Raw genomic sequence first — 22,336 nt, 5'->3', positions numbered from 1 at the left:
GCGCCTGGCTTTTTCACGTCCACCGGCGCCCCGGCGCCGTCTGGATCAGCGCCGGCCGGTACGCGTCGCCACGTCCAGCCACACCGCCAGGGTCAGGATCAGGCCCTTGACGATCATCTGCCAGTAGGTGTCGACGTCCAGCATCGACATGCCGTTGTCCAGGCTGGCCATGACCAGGGCGCCCACCAGCGCGCCGTGCACGGTGCCGGCGCCGCCGCGCATCGAGGTGCCGCCGATGAAGCAGGCGGCGATCACGTCCAGCTCCGCCGACATGCCGGCCGAGGGCGAACCCGCCGCCAGGCGCGCAGTGTTGATCAGGCCGGCCAGCGCGCACATCAGGCCCATCAGGCCGAAGATCCACAGCTTCACGGCGCGCACGTTGATGCCCGACAGGCGCGTCGCTTCCATATTGCTGCCGACGGCGTAGATGCGGCGGCCGAACACGGTCTGGCGTGCGATGTAGCTGAACACGCCCAGCAGGACCAGCAGGATCAGCACCGGCAGCGGGATGCCTTCATAGCTGTTGAAGGTGGTGATGAGGCCAGCCAGCACCACGCCGATGATGGCCACCCGGGCCACGCTGCGCCACAGCGGCAGGACCGGCAGATTGTGGCGCGCCTGGCTGGCGCGCTGGCGCCAGGCCAGCACGCAGGCCAGCACGAACAGGCCGGCGCCGAGCAGCATGCCGAAGGCCGGCGGCAGGTAGGCCTGGCCGAGCTGCTCGAATTCCGGCGAGATCGGGGCGATGGTGGTGCCGTCGGTCAGTCCCAGCACGATGCCGCGGTAGGCCAGCATGCCCCCCAGCCCGACAATGAATGAGGGTATCCCCGCATAGGCTGTCAGGTAGCCGTTCAGGAAGCCGAGCAGCATGCCGCCTGCCAGCACGATCGCCATCGAGATCGGCAGCGGCAGGTGGTGGACGACATCCAGCACGGCGGCCAGTCCTCCTAATAGCCCGAGGAGCGAGCCAATCGACAGGTCGATCTCGCCGGCGATGATGACGAACACCATGCCGCAGGCCAGGATGCCGGTCACCGACATCTGGCGCATCAGGTTGGACAGGTTGCGCGCGGAAGTGAAGCCGCCGTCGGTCTTCCAGCTGAAGAAGGCCCAGATGATGGCGATCGCGACCAGCAGGGCCAGGATTTTATACTGCGTGAAAATCTGCTTGAAGCTGATTCCCGTGTTTGTCGCCGCCCGTGCCGCGCCCCCCTGGGCCGCCGCTGGCGCGTGTACTTTGTCTAGCATCATTTCACCTGTCCGATTGCAGCGCCCAACACCATTTCCTGGGTCAGGCCTTGATTAAGGAAATTCCCACGCAGCTTGCCCTCGCCCATCACCAGCACCCGGTCGGAGACCCCGAGCACCTCGGCCAGTTCGGACGACACCATGATGATCGAGATGCCCTGGGCGGCCAGTTCGAGGATCAGCTTGTAGATCTCGAACTTGGCGCCGACGTCGACCCCGCGGGTCGGCTCGTCGAGGATCAGCACCTTCGGCTGGGTCAGCAGCATCTTGGCCAGCACCGCCTTCTGCTGGTTGCCGCCCGAGAGCGCCGTGATCGGCAGCGCCGGGCTGGCGGTCTTGAGCGCCAGGCGGCGGATCTGCTCGCCCACCTCGCGCGCTTCCAGGCCGTCGTCGATGCGCGAGAGCTTCGAGAAGCGGTCCAGCACCGACAGGGTGATGTTCTCGCCCACCGACAGGTCGCGCACGATGCCGTGCTGCTTGCGGTCTTCGGGCACCAGGGCGAAGCCCGTCCCGATCGCCTTGAGCGGTGTCGAGGTGTCGACCCGCCGGCCGTTCAGCCACACTTCGCCTTCATAGGCGCCTTCGTAGGAGCCGTAGATCGCGGTGACCAGCTCGGTGCGGCCCGCGCCCACCAGGCCGGCGATCCCCAGGATCTCGCCGCGGCGCAGCTCGAAGGACACGTCGTCGACCTTCTTGCGCTGCGGCTGGTCCGGGTCCCAGCAGGTGACATGGCGCGCCTCCATCACCACCTCGCCCACCTCGTGCGGGAGGGACGGATACAGCTGGTTCATCTCGCGCCCGCACATCTGGGCAATGATGCGGTCCACGTTCATCTGCTGCATCGGCGTGGTGGCGATGTGCTTGCCGTCGCGGATGACCACGATGGTGTCGCAGATCGCCGCGACTTCCTCGAGCTTGTGCGAGATGTAGACGCAGGCCACGCCCTTCGCCTTGAGGTCGCGGATGATCTCGAGCAGGACCTCGATCTCGCTGGCCGTCAGCGAGGCCGAGGGCTCGTCCAGGATCAGCAGGCGCGCCTGCTTGTTCAGGGCCTTGCCGATCTCGATCAGTTGCTGGTGGCCGCCGCCGTAGTTCTTCACCGGCAGCACCACGTTGACGTCGGGGAGCTTCAGTTCGCGCAGGATCTCCTCGGCGCGGCGGTTCATTGCGGGATAGTCGAGGCGCCCGCCCGGCAGGGTCAGTTCGTTACCGAGGAAGATGTTCTCGGCCACGGACAGTTCGGGCACCAGCATCAGTTCCTGGTGGATGATGATGATGCCGGCGTCCTCGGTCTCGCGCACCGAGCGCGCGCGCAGCGGCTGGCCGTCGAGCAGGATTTCGCCGTCCCAGCTGCCGTGCGGGTAGACCGCCGACAGGACTTTCATCAGTGTCGACTTGCCGGCGCCGTTCTCGCCGCACAGGCCGATGCACTCGCCGGGACGGATCGCCAGGTCGATCCCGTCGAGCGCGGGGACACCGTCGAATCGCTTCGCGATGCCCTTCATTTGGAGAAGATAGGGTGACATTCAAGACTCGTTCAGGTGCGCCGCCACGCCGGTCGTCTCCGACCGGCGCGGCTGGCGCAAAGTGCCGACAGCTGGTGGATTACTTGCCGGCCAGCTGTGCCTGGGTGTAGAAGCCGTCCTTGACCAGCAGGTCGACGTTCGACTTGTTCAGCAGGACAGGCTTGAGCAGCAGGCTGTCGACGTTCTTGACGCCGTTGTGCATCTGGGCGTTGTAGGCCGGCTTCTGGTTGCGCACCAGCTGCACGGCGACGTTGGCCGCGTTCGAGGCCAGGGCGCGCAGCGGCTTGTAGACGGTCATGGTCTGGGTGCCGGCGATCACGCGGCGCACCGCCGCCAGGTCGGCGTCCTGGCCCGACACCACCACCTTGCCTGCCAGCTTCTGGGCTGCCAGCGCCTGGATCGCGCCGCCGGCGGTGCCGTCGTTGGAGGCGACCACGGCGTCGATCTTGTTGCCGCTCGCGGTCAACGCGTTCTCGACGATGGCCATCGCCTCGGAAGCGCTCCAGTCCTTGACCCACTGCTTGCCGACGATCTTGATGTCGCCCTTGTCCACCAGCGGCTGCAGCACCTTCATCTGGCCTTCGCGCAGGATCTTGGCGTTGTTGTCGGTCGGAGCGCCGCCCAGCAGGTAGTAGTTGCCCTTCGGCTTGAGGTTTACCAGCGACTGCGCCTGAAGTTCGCCGACCGCCTTGTTGTCGAACGAGACGTAGGCGTCGACGTCGGCATTCAGGATCAGGCGATCATACGAGACCACCTTGATCTTGGCCTTCTTCGCTTCGCGGATGGCGTTGTTCAGCACCGTGGCGTTGTAGGGAACGATCACCAGAACGTCCACGCCGCGCGAGATCAGGTTTTCGATCTGGGCGATCTGGCGCTGCTCGCTGGCGTCGGCCGACTGTACGTACACCTTGGCGCCCAGCTTCTGGGCGGCGGCGGTGAAGTAATCGCGGTCGCGCGCCCAGCGCTCCAGGCGCAGGTCGTCGATCGAGAAGCCGATCTTGGGATTGGTGGCATCGGCGTGGGCAACGCCGACGCCGCCCGTGAACAGCATGGCGCAGGCCAGGCTGACGGCCTTGATCATCTTTTTCATTATTACGTCTCCTATGAATTTCTTATGCTGCTTATGTTGCCTTGCGGTCCAGCGCTGCAGCGGCTTCTGCCATTCTGATCAAAATCCCGCCGCCGCGCCAGCCCGTCTTAGCCTTAGTGGTTATGGCGCGGCATGTCGTGGCCCACGCCGCGATAAGGCAGCGCCAGTTCCATGCAGGCGCCGGTATGCAACTGGCCCACGGTGGCGCGGTAGATCTGCTGCCACGGCGTCTGGTTCGGCGGGATCGCCGGCGGGTCGTCCCTGCGGCGTGCTTCCATCTCCGCATCGGAGATGAGAACGTCGCAGCGTCCCGCGTTCAGGTCCACGCGCACGATGTCGCCGGTGCGCAACAGCGCCAGGTTGCCGCCGGCCGCGCTCTCGGGCGAGGCATTCAGGATCGACGGGCTGTCCGAGGTGCCGGACTGGCGGCCGTCGCCCAGGGTCGGCAGCGCCATGATGCCGCGCTTGATCAATGCATCGGGCGGCTGCATGTTCACCACCTCGGCCGATCCGGGCCAGCCGAGCGGGCCGGATCCTCGGATCACCAGCATGGTGCGCTCGTCGATCTCGAGCGCCGGATCGTTGATGCGGTGGTGGTAGTCGTCCGAACCGTCGAACACGACCACGCGGCACTCGAAGCGGTTTTCCGCGCCGGGCTCCGACAGGTAGCGCTCGCGGAAAGCCGGGGAAATGACGCTGGTCTTCATGATGGCGAAGTCGAACAGGTTGCCCTTCAGGACCAGGAAGCCGGCACTGTGCTTGAGCGGATCGGCAAAGGGACGGATCATCTCGCGGTCCCAGCTTTCCTTGTCCACCAGGTTCTCGGCCATGGTCTTGCCGGTCACGGTCGGGCGCTGCGAGCGCAGCAGGCCCTGCTGCTCGAGCTCCCACATGATGGCCGGCACGCCGCCGGCGCGGTGGAAGCGCTCGCCCAGGTATTTGCCAGCCGGCTGCATGTTGAGCAGCAGCGGCACGTCGTAGCCGTATTCCATCCAGTCCTCGGGCGTGATCTCGACGCCGGCATGGCGCGCCATGGCGACGATGTGGGGCTGAGCGTTGCTGGAGCCGCCGATCGCGGCATTGACCACGATCGCGTCCAGGAAGGCCTCGCGCGTCAGGATGGTCGAGGGACGGACGTCTGCATGGGCCAGTTCGACGATGCGGCGGCCGGTGTCGTAGGCCATCTGGCCGCGTTCGCGGTACGGCGCGGGAATTGCCGAGCAACCGGTCAGGGACATGCCCAGTGCTTCGGCCACGGCGTTCATGGTCGAGGCGGTGCCCATGGTGTTGCAATGGCCGGCGGACGGGGCCGAGGCGGTGGCGATCTGGATGAATTTCTCTTCGTCGATCTCGCCTGCTGCCAGGCGCTTGCGCCCTTTCCAGACGGCGGCGCCCGAACCGGCCAGTTCGCCTTCGAACCAGCCATCCAGCATCGGGCCGCCCGACAGCACGATGGCCGGGATGTCGACCGTGGCGGCCGCCATCAACTGGGCCGGGGTGGTCTTGTCGCAGCCGGTGGTCAGCACCACCGCGTCGATCGGGTAGCCGTGCAGGATCTCGACCAGGCCCAGGTAGGCCAGGTTGCGGTCCAGCGCCGCGGTCGGGCGGCGGCAGTTCTCGAAAATCGGGTGCAGCGGGAATTCCATCGGGATGCCGCCGGCGTCGCGGATGCCGTCGCGCACGCGCTTGGCCAGGTCCAGGTGGATGCGGTTGCAGGGCGCGATGTCGCTGCCGCTCTGGGCGATGCCGATGATCGGCTTGCCCGAGCGCAGTTCGTCCGGGGTGATCCCGTAGTTCATGAAGCGCTCCAGGTAGAGCGCGGTCATGTCGATCCGCTCGGGGTTGTCGAACCAGTCCTGGGAGCGGAAACGGCGTGGCTTCTGTTGTTGGTCGTCGTGATTCATGTTCTCATTTCTCCAGCCGCAAGAGGCGCTGCGGCAGTCCCGGGGTCTCCACGCGGAAGCTGAACAGGCCGCCGGCCAGCGGTTGCGCCGCCAGTTCTTCGTTCGACAGGCCCTTGCTGGCGGTGGTGGCGTAGACCGTGCGCAGGTCCGCGCCGCCGAAGGCCAGCTTGGTGACGTTGGCGCAAGGGAAGCGTACTTCGCCGACTTTGCGCCCTTGCGCGTCGAAGCGGTCGATGCGCCAGCCGCCGAAGGTGGCGATCCACACGCAGCCTTCGGCATCCACGGCCATGCCGTCCGGATAGCCGCCGTCCTGCAATTCCACGAACAGGCGCTTGTTCGACAGGCTGCCGTCCGCCGCCCGGTCGAAGGCATAGGTGCGCTTTTCCAGGGTGTCCGTGTGGTACAGGGTGCGCCCGTCGGGGCTCAGCGCCGGGCCGTTGGTGATGATGTAGCCGTCGTCGTGGCGTTCGGCCTTGCTGCCGTCGAAGCGGTACAGCGCGCCGGTAGGCTGCTCTTCGGCGTCGTCCATCGAGCCGAACCACAGCGCCCCGTCGGCGTCGACGTGGCCGTCGTTGAAGCGGTTGCCCGGTACCTCGGCCTCCACCGCCAGCAGCGGCGCGAACGCGCCGGTATCTTCATGGAAGCGGTACAGGCCGTCGTCCAGCGAGCAGACCATGCCGCCGTCGCCGGCGCGCACGATGAAGCTGACCTGGCCCGGAGCGTCCCAGCTCCGCTGGTTTGCGCCATCGGCGTCGCAGCGGTGGACGCGCCGGCCCTTGATGTCGACGAACCAGACCTGCGCGCTGGCGGCGTCCCACAGGACGCCCTCGCCCAGCGTGGCGCCCACCTGCCACAGGCAGGCCGGGCTGCTCGCGATGTCGTTCGGGCCGCTCATGCGCCGTACCAGCCCGCGTCGACGAAGTATTCGCGGCCGCTGCAATGGCGCGCGTTGTTCGAGGCCAGGAACAGGGTCAATGCGGCCACGTCCTGCATCTCGACGCGCTCCGGGATGCACTGGCCGGCCAGGATGCGCGCCTCTTCTTCCTCGGTATGCCACAGCGCCTGCTGGCGCGGGGTGCGCACCGCGCCCGGCACCACGGTGTTGGCGCGGATGCCGTACTTGCCGACATCGCGCGCCAGCGCGCGGGTCATGCCCTCGATGCCGGCCTTGGCCGTCATGTACAGGTGCAGCTGGGTGTGCGGCAGATGCCAGGAGATCGAGCCGAAGTTCAGGATCACCCCGTCGCGCCGCGCTTTCATGCCCGGCAGGACAGCCTGGGTGCAGAAGAACTTGTGGCGCAGGTTGACGTTCATGCGGCTTTCCCAATACTCCGGGGTCACGTCCTCGATCTCGTGGCGGTCGTCATTCGCCGCGTTGTTGAGCAGGATGTCGACGCCCCCGAGCTCTTCCTCAATGGCGGCGAAAACGGACTTGAGCTGGTCCAGGTCGGTCAGGTCGCAGCGCATGAACTTCGGCGGGTACTGGGACGCGGCCAGGCTGGCCTCCAGCTGGCGCGACGCCTCTTCGGCGATGTCGAGGAAGACCACGCGCGCGCCCTGCCCGGCGAAGGCCGCCGTCAGCTCGCTGCCGATGCCGCTGCCGCCGCCGGTGACGACGACCCGCTTGCCCGCCAGGCTCGGGTAGGACGCGTAAGTAAATTCTTGATTCTTGTTGTCAGACATGAAGTTCTCGTAAGGAGTGGCGTCCTATCGGCCGCCGGCTGCGGCCAGCAGGCCGCGCCGCGCCAGGTTGTTGTAGAGGGCCCGTACGCCGAAGGTCCAGGGTTCGATGCCGTCGCTGCGCTGGACCGTGTTGACCAGCGTGCCAAGCGAGGGCGTGGAGATGCTGACGCGATCCCCGAGGTGGTGGGTGAAGCCTTTGCCCGGCGCGTTGCGGTCCTTGATCGGCGAGAACATCGTGCCGAGGAAGAGCATGAAGCCGTCCGGGTACTGGTGGTGGGCGCCGCAGGTCTGGCCGACCAGGTCGAGCGGGTCGCGGCTGATCTCGCGCATGCGGCTGTGGCCCGCCAAGGTGAAGCCGTCGTCCAGGCCTTCGATCAGCATGCCCACTTCGGCTTCGCGCAGGGTATCGAGCGAGAAGCCGCCGTCGAACAGGCGGATGAATGGACCGATCGCGCAGGAACCGTTGTTGTCCTTGGCCTTGCCCAGGAGCAGTGCGCTGCGGCCCTCGATGTCGCGCAGGTTGACGTCGTTGCCGAGCGTGCCGCCGACCACCAGCCCGCGGCTGTTCACGGCCAGCACGATTTCCGGTTCCGGGTTGTTCCAGTGCGATGCCGGGTGCAGGCCGACCTCCGCGCCGTGGCCGACCGCCGACATCGGCTGCGACTTGGTGAACACTTCGGCATACGGCCCGATGCCCACTTCCATGTACTGCGACCACAGGCCGCGGCTGGACAACTCGTCCTTCAGGCGCAGGGCGGCCTCGGAGCCGGGCTCGATCTGCGCCAGGTTCGTGCCGATCGAGGCCTGCAGCTGGGCACGCAGTTCGCTGGCGCGCCCGGGGTCGCCCTTGGCCTGCTCTTCGATCACGCGCTCCAGCAGGCTGACCGCGAAGGTCACGCCGCATGCCTTGATCGCCTGCAGGTCGCAGGGGGCGAGCAGCTTGATGCCGCCGTCGGCTTCCCCGCTGCTTGCGGCCTGCACCAGCGCCAGCGCGTCGCCCAGGTCTTCGCCTTCGGCGCCGCGCACGATGGCCAGCATGTCGTCGCGCTCGAACAGCTCGGCCACCGTGGCGGCGTGCCGGGTGATGTCGACCAGGCGGCCGCGGCGTACCGCCACCACGGCGGGGCCGGCGACCGCGCAGTTGGCCGATGCTTCGCGCCAGACGCGGCCGACCAGCAAAGCGTCGTTCAGGTCGGCGGGCAGCAGATTGGTTTCTTGTGTCATGATCTTTCTCTTTTCCTTATGCCACGGTGAGGGTCGCCTTCTTGAGGTCGACGCTGTTCGGTCCCACGAAGATGCTGAACGTGCCCGGTTCGACGACGCGCTTCATGTCGGCGTTGAAGAACCACAGGTCGCTCGGCTTGATGTCGAATTCCAGGGTACGGCTTGCGCCCGGCTCGAGCGTGACGCGCTGGAAGCCCTTCAGCTCCAGCAGCGGCCGGGTCACCGAGCTGACGTCGTCGCGGATATACAGCTGCACGACCTCGTCGCCGCGCAGCTGGCCCACGTTGCGCACGTCCACCTGGACCCGGGTGCTGCCGTTCACGCCGATGCGCGCCTGGGTCAGGCGCGGCGCCGAGATCTCGAAACGGGTATACGACAGGCCGTAGCCGAACGGGAACAAGGGCGTGGTCACGCCGTCGATGTAGCCGCGCCGGGTGCTCGGCTTGCGGTTGTAGTACATCGGCAGCTGGCCCGGGTCGCGCGCGATCGTGACCGGCAGCTTGCCGCCCGGGTTGGCGCGGCCGAACAGCAGGTCGGCCACGGCATGGCCGGTTTCCTGACCCAGGTACCAGCATTCGAGCAAGGCGTCGGCGCGTTCGGCCAGCAGCTTGGCCGACAGCGGACGGCCGTTCAGCAGCAGCACCACGGTTGGCTTATTCAGCGCAAAGATGGCGCGCGCCAGGTCGTTCTGCTGGCCGAGCAGGTCCAGCGTGATGCGGTCGCCCAGGTGGTGGTCGGCCCAGGCTTCGCGCGCGGTCATCTCGTTGTCGCCCAGGACCATGACGATGGTGTCGGCCGACCTGGCGGCTTCCACGGCATCCTGGATCAGGCGCGCATTGACTTCCGGCTTGGTGAATTCGATCTCGTCCTTGCCCCAGATGCGCTGTTCGGTCAGGCGCACGCCCTCGCGGTAGTCGAACGAGAAGCCCTGGGCGCGCGCTTCCTTCTCCAGCGCCTCGTGGATCGAGACCACGTGGCGCGGGATATCGGAGTAGCCGCCGATCGGCGTGTCCTTCGCGTGGGTGCCTAGCAGCAGCATCTTGCCGACCCGGTTCGGCTGCAGCGGCAACAGGCCCACGCCTCTCTCGTCCACCTTGTTCTTCAGCAGCACGGCGCTGCGGCGGGCCGCCTCGCGCGCCAGTTCGATCGCGTCCGGGGTGGCGGTCAGCGCGTCGGCGCGGGCCGCATCGGCATACGGGTTCTCGAACAGTCCGGCGTCGAACTTCAGCTTCAGCACGCGGCGCACCGCGTCATCGATTTCCTTGACCGCGATCTTGTTCTCGCGTACCAGCTCCGCCAGGCTCAGGTAGCCCGCCGGATCCGGGGTCTCGACGTCGACACCGGCCTTGACCGCGCGCAGCGCCGCTTCCTTGCCGGTCGCTGCCAGCTTGTGGCGCGAGACCAGTTCGATCACGGCCATGTAGTCGGCCACGGTGGCGCCCTTGAAGCCCCATTCCTTGCGCAGCACGTCGGTCAGCAGCCAGCGGTTGGCGTGCGAAGGCAGGCCATCGATCTCGTTATACGAGGGCATCACGGCGGCGATATTGGTTTCCTTGACGATCTTCTCGAACGGCGGGAAAAAGTCTTCGCGCAGGGTGCGCTCGCCGACATTGGCCGGGCCGATATTGGTGCCGCTCTCGGGCTGGCCGTGGCCGGTCATGTGCTTGAGCGTCGCATGCACCTTGTCGGCGGCCAGCGGCAGGGTCTCGCCCGAGAAGCCGATCACGGCGGCCTTGCCGATCACGCCGCACAGGTGCGGGTCTTCGCCATAGGTTTCCTCGATGCGGCCCCAGCGCGGATCGCGCGCCACGTCGACCACCGGCGCCAGCGCCAGGTTGGCGCCGCGCGCACGCATCTCGCGCGCCGCGACCGAAAACACTTGCGTCACGAGAAGCGGGTCGAAGCTCGAAGCCAGGCCGATCGCCTGCGGGAAGCAGGTCGCCTCGCGCGCCGTGTAGCCATGCAAGGCTTCCTCGTGCATCAGGACCGGAATGCCCAGGCGGGTGCGTTCCACCGCCCATTTCTGCACCGCGTTTACATACTCGGCGGTCTCGCGCGGGCCGCGGTTTTCGGTCGCACCCGAATTGCCGGCCACGTTGGCGTCCCGGCCCAGCAGGCGGTCGGACGGGCGCGCCAGCATGCCCATGCCGTTCGGGTAGGCGGCCTGCGCCTTCTCGATCGAGAAACTGCTGTCCGGATTCTGCACGCCCGGCTTCTTTTGCCACAGGCATTGCATCTGGACGATCTTCTCCTCCAGCGTCATGCGCCGCAGCAGGTCTTCGACCCGCGCATTGACCGGTGCGCCGGCCTGCTTGTACAACGGTACGCCCTGCGCGCCCTTGGGCGCCGCTGCCGCGAGGGCCGGGACGCTGCCCAGGCCTGCCATGCCGGCCATGCTCCCTACCGAGGCCAGGAACTCCCTGCGTTTGATACCCATCGATGTCGTCTCCGCTGCTTGTTGTTATGTCCCGCTCGTGGATGGCGGGTGAGTGCATTCAAACATTCGTATAACAGAAATGTTACCGCAACCATTCCAGTCTAAACGGCGGTATTATCAGCTGTCAATCAAATACTTGCCGAATGTTCAGCGAGCGCGACGAAAGGCGATGGGAACCTGGCCGGAGTGGCCTCGGGGCGGGGATGTCGGGGAAGAGAAAGGGTGCCGCGGGCGCGCCGGCACGGCGCGCTGCGGGGCCGAGAACGAGCGCGCAATCAGCCGCGCGCGTAGCTCAGCGTGTTGCCTGGACGCGGCGCGCACCCGAAGGTGCGGCCTTGGCGCCAGCCTTGACGGAAGGAAGCCGCGCAGGCGGCCTGGTGCGCGGGGCGGCGTCCGACTGGCGGCGTACCAGTTCGAATACCATCGGCACGCGTTCCGGCGGCGCCTCTTCTCCCTCGCGCAGTGCGCGCACGCGCCGCACCAGCGACTGCACGGCCTCGCGCGCCATCTCGGCGATCGGCTGGCGCACGGTGGTCAGTTCGGGCCAGATGGTGGTGGCCAGGGCCGAGTCGTCGAAGCCGGTGACGGTCAGGTCGCCCGGCACGTCCAGGCCCAGGCGGTGCGCTACCGCGACGGCAGCCGCGGCCATGTCGTCGTTACTGGCGAAGATCGCGGTCGGACGCTCCTCGAGGGCCAGCAGGTGTTCCGCCGCATCCAGGCCCGAGCGGTAGGTGAACATGCCCTGCACCACCAGGTCTTCGGCCTTGTCGGCGCCCTTCTCTTCGATGGCGGCGCGGTAGCCCGCCAGGCGGCGTCCGCTGGCGGTCTGGTTCGGGTGGCCGACGATGAAGCCGATGCGCTGGTGGCCGAGTGCGATCAGGTGGCGCGTCATCTGGTAGGCGGCATCGTAGTCGTCGATGCTGACGGCGCCCACGCGCTCGTCCGGCGAACCGCAGGCCACTACCACGGCCGGGATGTCGGCCTCGGCCACGCACGCGATCACGGCTTCGCTGTCGCACAGCGGCGGCGGCAGGATGATGCCGTCCAGCCCGTTGCCGATCAGGCGCCGGGTCTGCTCTTCTTCGTGCTGCCCGGCTTCGCACTTCTCGACGAACAGCTGGACGTTGTTCAGGCCGGACTGGCTGAGCAGGCCGACCAGGAATTCGCTGAGGTAGGCGGCGCTCGGGTTACTGTACAGGAATCCGACCCGGATCGGCTTGGAGCCGGCCAGGTTGCGCGCCTCCTGGTTGGGGGTGTAGTTCAGGGCGGCGACCGCCTCGGCGACCTTGCGCCGCGTGCTCTCGCGCACCAGGCCCTTGCCGTTCATGACGCGCGACACCGTCATCGGCGAGACGCCGGCCAGCTTGGCGACGTCAGCCATGGTCGGCTGGCCGCGACGCTCCACGTCTTCCTGGATGGCTTTCACGTTGGCTTTACTCATGTTCTCGCAGACCCCTGTATGGACTTTCAACCCTGTTGTTTGCGCTATCTTAACACATTCGCAAACGCGTAAACGTGTCCCTGCCTGCGTCAGCATAAAAACCGCAGGTGCTCCGAAATCGATTTCAATCGCGGAAAGTTTGCGCTAACATTCGCGGACACGATTACAACATGGAGACCCAAACCACATGACGACACGACGCACCATGCTGCAGGCCCTGGCCGGCGCCGCCCTTCTGCCGGCGGGCTTCCCCGCACTGGCAGCCGCCCCTAAAGGCGAGGCCCTCAAAGACATCGCGAAGCGCAAGGGCCTGCGCTTCGGCACCGCGGTAGGCGCCGGCGCGAACCAGTTCGGCAACGCGGCCTACCGCGCCCTGGTCGAACGCGAGTGCAACATCATCGTGGCCGAGAACGAGATGAAGTGGCAGGCACTCGAGCCGGCGCGCGACGCCTACCGCTTCGGGCCGGCCGACGCGATGCTGGCCTGGGCCGAGAAGAGCGGCATGGCGATGCGCGGCCATAACCTGTTCTGGCAGGCCGAGAAATGGCTGCCGGGCTGGATCGCGAAAGAAGATTTCGGCAAGGGCAGCGCGCGCGCCGAAGCCCTGATGCGCAAGCACGTCAAGACCGTATGCGAACACTACGGCAAGCGAATCGGCAGCTGGGACGTGGTCAACGAAGCAGTCGACCATACCGACGGCAAGATGCGCCAGAACGCCCTGACCCGCGCATTCCCCGGCTCCAGCGGCGCCATCGAGCAGATCGACCTGGCGTTCCGCCTGGCCCAGGAATATGCGCCACACGCCCAGCTGGTCTACAACGACTACATGCGCGAAGACTCGGGCAGCGCCAAGCACCGCGCCGGCGTGCTGGCCATGCTGGCCGAACTGAAGAAGCGCGGCACCCCGGTCCATGCGCTCGGCCTGCAGGCCCACATCGGCTCCTGGGACGAGAGCAAGAAGCGCGGCCGCGAAGACATGCTGGAGTGGCGCAAATTCCTGGACGAGGCCACCGCCATGGGCTACGACCTGTTGATCACCGAGTTCGACGTCAACGACCGCGCCCTGCCGGCCGATATCGCCAAGCGCGACGCCGGCGTGGCCGCCGCCGCGCGCGAATTCCTCGACGTGACGCTTTCCTATCCGCGCCTGAAAGACTTCCTGCTGTGGGGTATGGCCGACCACATCAGCTGGCTGCAGACCTGGGACGAGGCGCCGCGCAAGGACAAGCTGGCGCAGCGTCCCCTTCCCTACGACGCGCAGCTGCGCGCCAAGCCGCTGCGCCAGGCGATCGCGGACGCGATGCGCGCCATGCCGGACCGCCAGGCTTGACGTGAGCCTACGGGAGCGGTGCCGCCCCAATCGCGCGCACCGACTCCCGCACCACGAGGGTCGGTTCCGGCACTTCGAGCTCGAGCGGCTGGTGGCGGATCATCCGCAGGATCGCCCGTCCCAGGCGCTGACCGACGTCGAACAGCGGCTGGCGCACCGTCGTCAAGGGAGGCGTCGTGTACATCGAGCTGTGCAGGTCGTCGAAGCCGACCACGGACACTTCGTCCGGCACCGCGATGCCGCGCCGGAACAGGGCCAGCCGGGCGCCATACGCGGTCAGGTCGTTGGCCGCGAAGATGGCCGTGAAGCGCTGGCCGGATGCGAGCAGGCGCTCGACCGCCTGCAGGCCGCCGGACTCCGAGAAGTCGCCGGGCAGCACCAGCTTGCGCTGCGGCTTGATCCCATGCCTGGCCAGGGTGTCGCGGTAACCGGCCAGGCGCGCCAGCGCATCGCGGTGCTCGGAGGGGCCCGCGATGAAGGCGATGTCGCGGTGGCCGTGTTCCACCAGGTGCTCGACCGCGTCGCAGGCGCCGCGGTAGTTGTCCAGGCAGAAGCCATAGGTGCGCGGGCCTTGCAGGTCGCGTCCGAAGGCGACGATCGGCACCTGCTCGGACAGGGCCAGGATCTGCTCGTCCTTCAGGTTCCCGCTCAGGATCACCAGGCCGTCCACCCGGCGCGCGATCAGGAGTTCGATCCGCTCCGCCTCTTCGTCCGCATGCCAGTGGCCGGACACGATCAGCGGCGCATAACCGGTGCCCTGCAGGGCTTCGTCGACGCCGGCCATGGCGTCGGCAAAGTAGCCCGAGGCCAGCGACTGGGTCAGGATGCCGATGGTACGCGAGCTGCCGGTCTTGAGGTTCTGGGCGAGCACGTTCGGTTTGTAGTTCAGCCGTTCGATCGCCTGTTCGATCGCCTGGCGCTTGTCGTCGGAGACCTTGGCGGTGCCGTTCAGCAGGCGCGACACCGTCGCCGCCGACACCCCGGCCACGCGGGCGACTTCATGGACAGTGGCCGTCGGCCTGTCGGATGCTTTTCTCATGCATGCTTTCGGCCGGAACGGCAACTCGGGGCCGCGGCCAGGGGTGGAAAATTGCCAGTATAGCAGCAGCTACCACGCTACTACCCGCCAAAATATCGTTGACACCCGCTCCGGCACCCGCATATGATGAAATCGATTTCATAAACGGGTTCGCAGTGGCTGCGCTGGCACGCCACCGGGCCTCGCCGCCAACCTCGACATCATCCGCCATGACCGATTCCACGCAATTCCCTCCCGATTTCACCTGGGGCGTCGCCACCAGCGCCTTCCAGATCGAAGGCGCCGCCGACGCCGACGGAAAAGGTCCCTCGATCTGGGACACCTTCTCGCGCAACCCCGCCAACATCAAGGACGGCAGCAACGGCGACGTCGCCTGCGACCACTACCACCGCTACCGCGAGGACGTCGGCCTGATGGCCGGCCTGGGCGTGGATGCCTATCGCTTCTCGATGGCCTGGGCGCGCGTGCAGCCGGCCGGCAAGGGCGCATGGAACGAAAAGGGCTTCGACTTCTACGCGCGCCTGCTCGATGCGCTGCAGGAAAAAGGCATCGCGCCGCACCTGACCCTGTATCACTGGGACCTGCCGCAAGGCCTGCAGGACGGGGGCGGCTGGCTCGCGCGCGACACCGCCTACCGCTTCGCCGATTACGCAGAGGAAGTGGCGCGCCGCTTCGGCGACCGCCTGGCCAGCATCGCGACCCACAACGAACCCTGGTGCACCGCCAACCTGGGCTACGGCAATTCGCAGTTCGCCCCCGGCGTCACCGACGCCAGGCAGGCGATCCAGGTATCCCACCACCTGCTGCTCTCGCACGGCCTGGCGATGCGCGCGATGCGCTCCTTGAGTCCGCGCGCCGCGCTCGGCATCGTGCTGAACCAGTGGACCTCGGACCCGGCCACCGATAGCGAGGCCGACCGCGCGCTGGCGGAGCTGGAGTGGGCGCGCTCGGTGCAGTGGTTCATGGACCCGATCCTGAAGGGCCGCTACCCGGAACTGGCGCTGCGCGCGCACGGCGCCGACGCGCCCCAGGTCGCGGAGGGCGACCTCGACATCATCCAGGGTCCGCTCGACTTCCTGGGCGTGAACTACTACTTCCGCCACTACGCCAGCGCCGAGACGCCGCCGCGCACGGCGCCGGCCGTGCTGGGAACCACCGACATGGGCTGGGAAATCTACCCGCAGGGCCTGACCGAGCTTCTCCTCAAGCTCAAGGATGAATATACTCTGCCACCCATCTACATCACCGAGAACGGCATGGCTTCGGCCGACCGCGTCGAGGCGGGACAGGTGAACGATACCTCCCGGATCCGCTTCGTCGAGCAGCACCTGGCGGCGCTGAAGACGGCCATGGACGCCGGCGTGGACGTGCGCGGCTATTTCATGTGGAGCCTGATGGACAATTTCGAGTGGAACTCGGGCTACGCCAAGCGCTTCGGCATCTACCACGTCGATTATGCTACGCAGCAGCGCACGCCGAAGGCCAGCGCCCACTGGTACCGCGACTTCGTCGCCGCCCAGCGCGGGCAGCGCCGCGCAGCATGACGCGCATGCCAGGCAAATAAAAAGAAACACGGAGGAGACAATGAACGACGAACAATACCGGGACGGCCCGCGCCTGGTGGCCGACATCGGCGGCACCAACGCGCGCTTTGCCCTGGAGCGCGGCACGGGCTCGATCGAAGCGACCGAGACCCTGGCCTGCGCCGACTACCCGCGCTTCCAGGACGCCGCGCGCGCTTACCTGGAACGCCACCGCACGCCCACGGCGCCGGTGCGCCATGCGGTGATCGCCATCGCCAACCCGGTCGAAGGCGACCATGTCAAGATGACCAACCACTGCTGGGAGTTCTCGCTGCAGGCGGCGCGCGCGGAACTGGGGCTGGAGACCCTGCTGGCGGTGAACGACTTCGCCGCGCTGGCGATGGCGCTGCCGCAGCTGGCCGCCTCCGAGCTGGTGCAGGTGGGCGGCGGCGCCCCGGCGCTGGACGGCGCGATCGGCCTGGTCGGCGCCGGCACCGGCCTCGGCGTGGCGGGCCTGCTGCCCGCGCACGGGCGCTGGAACGTCCTGCAAAGCGAAGGCGGCCACGTGGCCTTTTCGCCCGCCGACCGCCGCGAGCAGGACATCCTGGCCTACTGCTGGCAGCGCTGGGACCACGTCTCGGCCGAACGCCTGGTCTCCGGGCCCGGGCTGGCGCTGATCCACGACGCCCTGCGGGCATGCGCCGGCCTCGAGCCCGCGCCGCTGGAGCCGGCCGTCATCGTCGAACGGGGCCTGATCGGCGCCGACCCGCTGTGCGCCGACACCCTCGACAGCTTCTGCGGCATGCTCGGCACCGTGGCGGCCAACCTCGCCGTGACCCTGTGTGCGCGCGGCGGCATCTACATCGGCGGCGGTGTGGTGCCGCGCCTGGGCGAATGGTTCGCGCGCTCGTCGTTCCGCGCCCGCTTCGAGAACAAGGGGCGCTTCTCAAGCTTTGCCGCGCGCATTCCCTGCTTCGTGATCCATGCGCCCTACCCGGCCCTGGCTGGCGCCGCCGCCATGCTGGCGGAACACCTGGATGCGCGACCAGCGGCGCACGCCTTGCCGCAAGCGGCGCTGGAGGTGCAGCATGGGCATGCCTGAGCGCAGCCGCCACCCGCTGCTGTGGGTGCCGAGCGGCTACTTCACGATGGCGCTCGGTTACGTGATGCTCACCAGCGTCACCGCCATCATGTTCAAGAACCTGGGCATGGACAACGGCCGGGCCGCGCAGTATTCCAGCCTCCTGATCCTGGCATACACGATCAAGCCGCTGTTCGCGCCGTTCGTGGAGATGTACCGCACCAAGAAGTTCTTCGTGCTGTGCGCGCAGGTGGCGATCGGGCTCGGTTTCGCCGGGGTCGGCCTGGCATTGGGCCTGCCCGGCTACATGGGCATCCTGATGGCGCTGTTCTTCGCGCTGTCCTTCATCGGCGCCACGCAGGACATCGCCAGCGACGGCGTCTACGTCACCTCGCTCGACTCACGCGCCCAGTCGCTGTATTGCGGCATCCAGAGCCTGTCCTGGAACATCGGCCCGATCGTCGCCGCGGGCGGCATGGTGTTCCTGAGCGGCTACCTGCACACCAATGTGTTCGGCCACGATCCGAAAGTATTCGGTCCAGACTGGGTCGAGTCCTGGCGCATCATCTTCTTCCTGGTCGCCGGCATCACCCTCCTGATGGCGCTGTGGCATGCGCGCGTGATGCCGGAAGGCGCGCGCGCCGCCGACACGCCGTCGAGCGTGCGTGACGCCGGGCGCATCCTGCTGGACGCTTTCGTCACCCTGTTCCAGAAGCGCGATATCTGGAAGATGATCGCCTTTGCCTTCCTGTTCCGGCTCAGCATCGGCTTCCTCGAGAAGATCGGTCCCTTCTTCATGGTCGACCCGGCCTCCAAGGGCGGGCTGGGGCTGTCGAACGAAATGCTGGGGCTGATCTACGGCACCTATGGCCTGGCCGCGGTGCTGCTCGGCTCCCTGCTGGGCGGCTGGTACGTGGCGCGGCGCGGCCTGAAGTCGACGCTGTTCGTGCTGTGCTGCGCGGTGAACATCCCGAACGTGACCTTCCTCCTGATGAGCATCTACCTGCCGAGCAGCCTGATGGCCATCACGGCGGGTGTCGTCATCGAGAAGTTCTTCTTCGGTTTCGGCGCCGTGGGCTTCATGATCTACTTGATGCAGCAACTCGCGCCGGGCAAGTACACCACCACGCACTACGCCTTCGGCACCGGCCTGATGGGGCTGTGCGGCATGGTGACGGGCGTGCTCAGCGGCCACCTGCAGGAGATGATGGGCTACGTCGCTTACTTCACTTTCGTGATGGTGGCGACCATCCCGTCCTTCCTGGCGACCTGGTTCGCGCCCTTCCACCACGACGACGGCAGCCAGCCTGCCGTCGCCGTGCAGGAGGACGGTGTGCCGCCTGCCGGTTCGCCCCACCCCGCCGCCTGAGCGGCGCAACGGCCGGGCCCGCGCGTCCGGCCGTCTCTTTTCTTTCGAACGGCGCCGAATCACTCCGGTGCCCATGGCTTCACGCAATCTACGTTATGCTCGCGTGTTCGACAGCTCGGACACAAGGCACGATGGGTATTTACCTCGCACTATCTTGGGCCACCACGCCCCCGCACGGCAATCCGGCCGACTCCAGCCGCAACCCGAAGCGAATGGAGCGCAGCTGATGTTTCATCTGATGTTCAGTTTGCCCTGCGTGGTCGTGCTGATACGCTGGTTATTGCCCTTGCCCATGGCCGGGCGCACCAAGCTCGCTGGCGCCGTGGTGTTGGTGCTGGCCTCGCAATATCACCTGTGGTCGCGTTTTTCTTCCGGCAGCGTGTTTTCGCCGGAATTTCCGAAATCCCTCATCATCCTGTTCAACTGGGCGTTTGGCGCCATGTTGCTGCTGGCTGTGTTCCAGCTCGTGCTCGATGTCGGCGCATTGATGCTCGCACTGGTCCGGCGCCGCCGCGTGCCCATCCCTGCGCGCCTGCGCGGCGCGATCGGCGTCACGGCCATGCTGTTGGCCGCGCTCGGCGTCATGCAGGCGATCAAGCCGCCGCCGCTGAAGGACGTACAGATCGCAATCAAGGACTTGCCACGCGAATTCGACGGTTATCGGGTGCTGCACCTGACCGACCTGCACATCAGTCGCCTGTTCGATGCAGCATGGACACGCAAGCTCGTCGATGATGCCAATGCGCTCGGGGCGGACCTGATCGTCATCACCGGTGACCTCATCGATGGCAATGTCGCGGAGCGCGAAGCCGACGTGGCCGCGCTGCGTGACTTGCGCGCCCGGGACGGCGTCTGGGTCATTCCCGGTAATCACGAGTACTTTTTCGGCCACGGCGCATGGATGGCGTATTTTGCCGGGCTCAACATGAGGCCTCTGGACAATAGCCATACCATCGTCAAGCGAGGTAGCGGCCAACTGGTGCTCGCCGGCGTGAACGACGTGACCGCCCCGCGCAGCGGCGCTCCCGCGCCCGACCTCGATGCGGCGCTGCGCGGCGCACCAAGCGGCGTGCCGGTCGTGCTGCTCGACCACCAGCCCAGGAATGCCCGCTTTTCGGCCAGCCGTGGCGTCGCGCTGCAATTGTCCGGCCACACGCACGGCGGCATGATCCTCGGGCTCGATCGGGTGGTGGCACAGGCGAACAATGGCTTCGTCTCGGGCCGCTACGAGGTCGACGGCATGACGCTGTACCTGAACAATGGCACGGCGCTGTGGCCGGGCTTCGCGCTTCGGCTTGGCGTGCCTGCCGAGCTGACGCGGATTACGCTGCGGCGTCAGGCGCCTTGAGGGCGCTGCGACGGCAAAGGCGCAAGCGTAGCGTCGGCCCGTTCCCCTCATCTGGAGCAGTGTCTTGACGCCGGGACCGCGGACGGCTCCGTGGCTGAGCGCAGAGCCAGCGCTTGTCGCACGCTTCCTGCTTGATCGAGGATGCTACCGGCAGGAGGAATGACACACGCCCGTCAACGCCGGACATCGTCGTTAACGTCGGACAGCCAATAACGATACGGGCCCCAAAATGGAGCCCGTATCGTTACCCCTTGGAGCGAAGACGGAGTCGGACCCATCTGGACGGCTCTGCGGGCCGTTATGAGCTCTGCGAATCAACAACGTAGCTTTGAACCAGATTTTCGAAATAACCTGCTCAACACGCCAAAGTACCAGGTCTTCATGAACTTCTCGCAGGACTTCAACAAAGCGCGGGCATTGTGAATGAGACTGACGCCTCCAAATAAGCGTATATTCATCGATTGGATGAATAGGAACACGCAAAGGGGTCGGTAATGAATAAGCTCATCTACAAGGGCGCGCTGGCAGTGGCGGTGACGATCGTTTCATTGAATGCATCGGCCGAAGCGATCGTGACGTTCGCCCATCCTGCAAACATGGCGGACGTGCCGCGCTCGGTTATCGACCGGGAAAACATGGAGTGGCACTTTAGCGAGCATTTCGCGAATCTGTCGAAACAGTTGCCGGCGGGGCAAAACTTGAAGGTCGAGATGCTCGATATCGACTTGGCCGGGGACGAGTTCCCGCGCGTGGCGATTCGTAATGTGCGCGTGCTGAAGGGCCGCGCCGACTGGCCGCGTCTGCACTTGCGCTACACCATCGAGCAGGACGGGAAGGCAGTGCGCACCGGGGAAGCCAAGCTGTCCAATCCGAATTACCTGATGGGAGTTAATCGCTATCCCCACGAGATGTACTCGCACGAGAAGCAGATGGTCGAGGACTGGTGGCGCAAGGAGGTGATGGCGGCGCACTGAGCGCCCATCTATTATCCCGCATCTCGCGCTCCTGGGCTCGCCGGGGGCGGATCACGACGGCGCCGTGGCGCGCTCGAGCGCACCGAACTAAAAATCGCATGTTCCCGGCTGTCACCGCACATTTATCCGACGCTTGCATCACATAACAGGCGGGCCGGTCGTCTCTGCAAAAACTCGGTATCAGCCAATATTTCCCGTGATTTGCCAGCGGCATCTTCTTCCAATCTAGGCGCTGCCGGTCGCTACACAATGTCCAGACATTCTTCGGACCCGCGCGCCGATGGACGTAGACGTCACGAAGGGCAGGAACCGACCCAAAACGGACGTTCTCCATCCCACTTCATCAGGCCCTCAGGCGCAACGCGTCCAACACAAGCAAAAATGCCGGCGACGCATTGCGCCGACTTGGATAGTACAAGTGATACCCGGGATAGGTCGGGCGCCAGTCATCCAGCACCTGCACCAGGTCACCCGCTGCGATGTGGCGGTCGGCCACGTCCTGGGGGACGTAAGCCAGACCATAGCCTTCCAATGCGGCAGTCACGATTTCCGCCGATGTATTCAGGATCACCTGCCCTTGGACGTGCACGCTCATCTCTTGACCATCCTTCTCAAACTCCCACGCATACACGCCGCCGTGGGTCGGCAGCCGCAAATTGATACAGTTGTGTTCAGTCAGGACTTGAGGAACTGCCGGCGCCTTCCGCGTTGAGAAGTAAGAAGGTGAACCGACCACGGTCATGTGGAAATCCGGGCTAATGCGCATCGCAATCATGTCCTTGGCCACCTGGTCGCCCACGCGCACGCCTGCATCGAACCGTTCCGCAACGATGTCGATCAGTCCGTAGTGGATCGAAAACTCGATCTTCAAGTCAGGATATGCGGGAAGCAGTCTGGACAGCTTCGGCCACAGGATCGTTCGAACTGCGTGGTCGTGCGAACTGATCCTGACCGTGCCGGCCGGCTTGTCGCGATCCTCGCTCAGCGACGCCAGTTCGGCCTCGATGCCTTCACAGTAGGGACCAACAGTGGCCAATAGCCGCTCTGAACCGCCCCGGATTTTGTGGAGGCTCCATTGTTTGAGAAAATGGAGCTACGAAGAAGCAACCGAAGTATTCC

16 protein-coding genes and 1 pseudogene are annotated in these 22,336 nt (G+C 66.3%); 6 read left to right on the top strand and 11 right to left on the bottom strand.

Annotated elements, in window-relative coordinates:
• Positions 1 to 45: 45 nt before the first annotated feature.
• From B2R83_RS11035 to B2R83_RS10995, 9 genes are all read right to left on the bottom strand, one after another.
• Entirely contained in the window at positions 46 to 1,251 is a 1,206-nt protein-coding gene (locus B2R83_RS11035; protein ID WP_414674395.1) for a sugar ABC transporter permease, read from the bottom strand.
• Positions 1,248 to 2,774: a D-xylose ABC transporter ATP-binding protein gene (gene xylG, locus B2R83_RS11030; protein ID WP_292041092.1), complete on the bottom strand. Its 1,527-nt coding sequence runs from the start codon at positions 2,772 to 2,774 to the stop codon at positions 1,248 to 1,250. Before xylG ends, B2R83_RS11035 begins: the two co-directional genes overlap by 4 nt.
• A gap of 79 nt (positions 2,775 to 2,853) precedes the next feature.
• Complete coding sequence (xylF, locus tag B2R83_RS11025) at positions 2,854 to 3,864, bottom strand: D-xylose ABC transporter substrate-binding protein (RefSeq protein WP_292041089.1); 1,011 nt, start codon at positions 3,862 to 3,864, stop codon at positions 2,854 to 2,856.
• A gap of 113 nt (positions 3,865 to 3,977) precedes the next feature.
• Positions 3,978 to 5,768, bottom strand: coding sequence for an IlvD/Edd family dehydratase (locus tag B2R83_RS11020; protein WP_292041085.1), 1,791 nt, complete (start codon positions 5,766 to 5,768; stop codon positions 3,978 to 3,980).
• A gap of 4 nt (positions 5,769 to 5,772) precedes the next feature.
• Positions 5,773 to 6,663, bottom strand: coding sequence for an SMP-30/gluconolactonase/LRE family protein (locus tag B2R83_RS11015; RefSeq protein WP_292041081.1), 891 nt, complete (start codon positions 6,661 to 6,663; stop codon positions 5,773 to 5,775).
• Positions 6,660 to 7,451 carry an SDR family NAD(P)-dependent oxidoreductase gene (locus B2R83_RS11010; protein WP_209586475.1) on the bottom strand — a complete coding sequence of 264 codons (792 nt, stop codon included), beginning with the start codon at positions 7,449 to 7,451 and terminating at the stop codon, positions 6,660 to 6,662. The genes B2R83_RS11015 and B2R83_RS11010 overlap by 4 nt, the downstream gene beginning before the upstream one ends.
• Positions 7,452 to 7,475: 24 nt before the next feature.
• A complete protein-coding gene (locus tag B2R83_RS11005; RefSeq protein WP_292041075.1) occupies positions 7,476 to 8,675 on the bottom strand; it encodes a fumarylacetoacetate hydrolase family protein in 1,200 nt (399 codons plus the stop codon).
• A gap of 16 nt (positions 8,676 to 8,691) precedes the next feature.
• On the bottom strand, positions 8,692 to 11,112 hold the full coding sequence (locus B2R83_RS11000; protein WP_292041073.1) for a glycoside hydrolase family 3 N-terminal domain-containing protein: 2,421 nt from the start codon (positions 11,110 to 11,112) through the stop codon (positions 8,692 to 8,694).
• A 292-nt stretch (positions 11,113 to 11,404) separates the two neighbouring features.
• On the bottom strand, positions 11,405 to 12,553 hold the full coding sequence (locus B2R83_RS10995; RefSeq protein ID WP_292041070.1) for a LacI family DNA-binding transcriptional regulator: 1,149 nt from the start codon (positions 12,551 to 12,553) through the stop codon (positions 11,405 to 11,407).
• Positions 12,554 to 12,740: 187 nt separating this feature from the next.
• On the opposite strand from B2R83_RS10995, the gene B2R83_RS10990 reads away from it, so the two are divergent.
• Positions 12,741 to 13,883, top strand: a complete 1,143-nt coding sequence (locus B2R83_RS10990; RefSeq protein ID WP_292041067.1) for an endo-1,4-beta-xylanase — start codon at positions 12,741 to 12,743, stop codon at positions 13,881 to 13,883.
• A 7-nt stretch (positions 13,884 to 13,890) separates the two neighbouring features.
• Here the strand turns inward: B2R83_RS10990 and B2R83_RS10985 are convergent, their stop codons facing one another.
• Positions 13,891 to 14,922: a LacI family DNA-binding transcriptional regulator gene (locus tag B2R83_RS10985; RefSeq protein WP_292041064.1), complete on the bottom strand. Its 1,032-nt coding sequence runs from the start codon at positions 14,920 to 14,922 to the stop codon at positions 13,891 to 13,893.
• A 209-nt stretch (positions 14,923 to 15,131) separates the two neighbouring features.
• Between B2R83_RS10985 and B2R83_RS10980 the strand changes: the two genes are divergently transcribed.
• From B2R83_RS10980 to B2R83_RS10960, 5 genes are all read left to right on the top strand, one after another.
• Positions 15,132 to 16,466, top strand: coding sequence for a GH1 family beta-glucosidase (locus B2R83_RS10980; protein ID WP_292041061.1), 1,335 nt, complete (start codon positions 15,132 to 15,134; stop codon positions 16,464 to 16,466).
• A 40-nt stretch (positions 16,467 to 16,506) separates the two neighbouring features.
• The gene (locus tag B2R83_RS10975) at positions 16,507 to 17,547 is read left to right on the top strand and encodes a glucokinase (RefSeq protein WP_292041058.1); all 1,041 of its coding nucleotides are present in this window, start codon (positions 16,507 to 16,509) and stop codon (positions 17,545 to 17,547) included.
• Entirely contained in the window at positions 17,534 to 18,895 is a 1,362-nt protein-coding gene (locus B2R83_RS10970; RefSeq protein WP_292041056.1) for an MFS transporter, read from the top strand. Before B2R83_RS10975 ends, B2R83_RS10970 begins: the two co-directional genes overlap by 14 nt.
• 226 nt (positions 18,896 to 19,121) lie before the next feature.
• Positions 19,122 to 20,243 carry a metallophosphoesterase gene (locus tag B2R83_RS10965; protein ID WP_292041053.1) on the top strand — a complete coding sequence of 374 codons (1,122 nt, stop codon included), beginning with the start codon at positions 19,122 to 19,124 and terminating at the stop codon, positions 20,241 to 20,243.
• Between the two features lie 494 nt (positions 20,244 to 20,737).
• Entirely contained in the window at positions 20,738 to 21,217 is a 480-nt protein-coding gene (locus B2R83_RS10960; protein WP_292041050.1) for a DUF3016 domain-containing protein, read from the top strand.
• A gap of 343 nt (positions 21,218 to 21,560) precedes the next feature.
• Here the strand turns inward: B2R83_RS10960 and B2R83_RS10955 are convergent.
• Positions 21,561 to 22,262: pseudogene (locus B2R83_RS10955) on the bottom strand (LysR substrate-binding domain-containing protein); the annotation flags it as partial.
• Positions 22,263 to 22,336 lie beyond the last annotated feature (74 nt).

The organism is Massilia sp. UBA6681 (genome assembly GCF_002454935.1).
Lineage (GTDB): Bacteria > Pseudomonadota > Gammaproteobacteria > Burkholderiales > Burkholderiaceae_D > Telluria > Telluria varians.
Note: the sequence above shows the minus strand (reverse complement) of the source record. Positions and strands in the feature narration are given on the sequence as shown.

Excerpts from the sequence above, each read along its gene's own strand:
- B2R83_RS11035 (WP_414674395.1), bottom strand. The coding sequence starts at position 1,251 with ATGATGCTAGACAAAGTACACGCGCCAGCGGCGGCCCAGGGGGGCGCG.
- xylG (WP_292041092.1), bottom strand. The coding sequence starts at position 2,774 with ATGTCACCCTATCTTCTCCAAATGAAGGGCATCGCGAAGCGATTCGAC.
- xylF (WP_292041089.1), bottom strand. The coding sequence starts at position 3,864 with ATGAAAAAGATGATCAAGGCCGTCAGCCTGGCCTGCGCCATGCTGTTC.
- B2R83_RS11020 (WP_292041085.1), bottom strand. The coding sequence starts at position 5,768 with ATGAATCACGACGACCAACAACAGAAGCCACGCCGTTTCCGCTCCCAG.
- B2R83_RS11015 (WP_292041081.1), bottom strand. The coding sequence starts at position 6,663 with ATGAGCGGCCCGAACGACATCGCGAGCAGCCCGGCCTGCCTGTGGCAG.
- B2R83_RS11010 (WP_209586475.1), bottom strand. The coding sequence starts at position 7,451 with ATGTCTGACAACAAGAATCAAGAATTTACTTACGCGTCCTACCCGAGC.
- B2R83_RS11005 (WP_292041075.1), bottom strand. The coding sequence starts at position 8,675 with ATGACACAAGAAACCAATCTGCTGCCCGCCGACCTGAACGACGCTTTG.
- B2R83_RS11000 (WP_292041073.1), bottom strand. The coding sequence starts at position 11,112 with ATGGGTATCAAACGCAGGGAGTTCCTGGCCTCGGTAGGGAGCATGGCC.
- B2R83_RS10995 (WP_292041070.1), bottom strand. The coding sequence starts at position 12,553 with ATGAGTAAAGCCAACGTGAAAGCCATCCAGGAAGACGTGGAGCGTCGC.
- B2R83_RS10990 (WP_292041067.1), top strand. The coding sequence starts at position 12,741 with ATGACGACACGACGCACCATGCTGCAGGCCCTGGCCGGCGCCGCCCTT.
- B2R83_RS10985 (WP_292041064.1), bottom strand. The coding sequence starts at position 14,922 with ATGAGAAAAGCATCCGACAGGCCGACGGCCACTGTCCATGAAGTCGCC.
- B2R83_RS10980 (WP_292041061.1), top strand. The coding sequence starts at position 15,132 with ATGACCGATTCCACGCAATTCCCTCCCGATTTCACCTGGGGCGTCGCC.
- B2R83_RS10975 (WP_292041058.1), top strand. The coding sequence starts at position 16,507 with ATGAACGACGAACAATACCGGGACGGCCCGCGCCTGGTGGCCGACATC.
- B2R83_RS10970 (WP_292041056.1), top strand. The coding sequence starts at position 17,534 with ATGGGCATGCCTGAGCGCAGCCGCCACCCGCTGCTGTGGGTGCCGAGC.
- B2R83_RS10965 (WP_292041053.1), top strand. The coding sequence starts at position 19,122 with ATGTTTCATCTGATGTTCAGTTTGCCCTGCGTGGTCGTGCTGATACGC.
- B2R83_RS10960 (WP_292041050.1), top strand. The coding sequence starts at position 20,738 with ATGAATAAGCTCATCTACAAGGGCGCGCTGGCAGTGGCGGTGACGATC.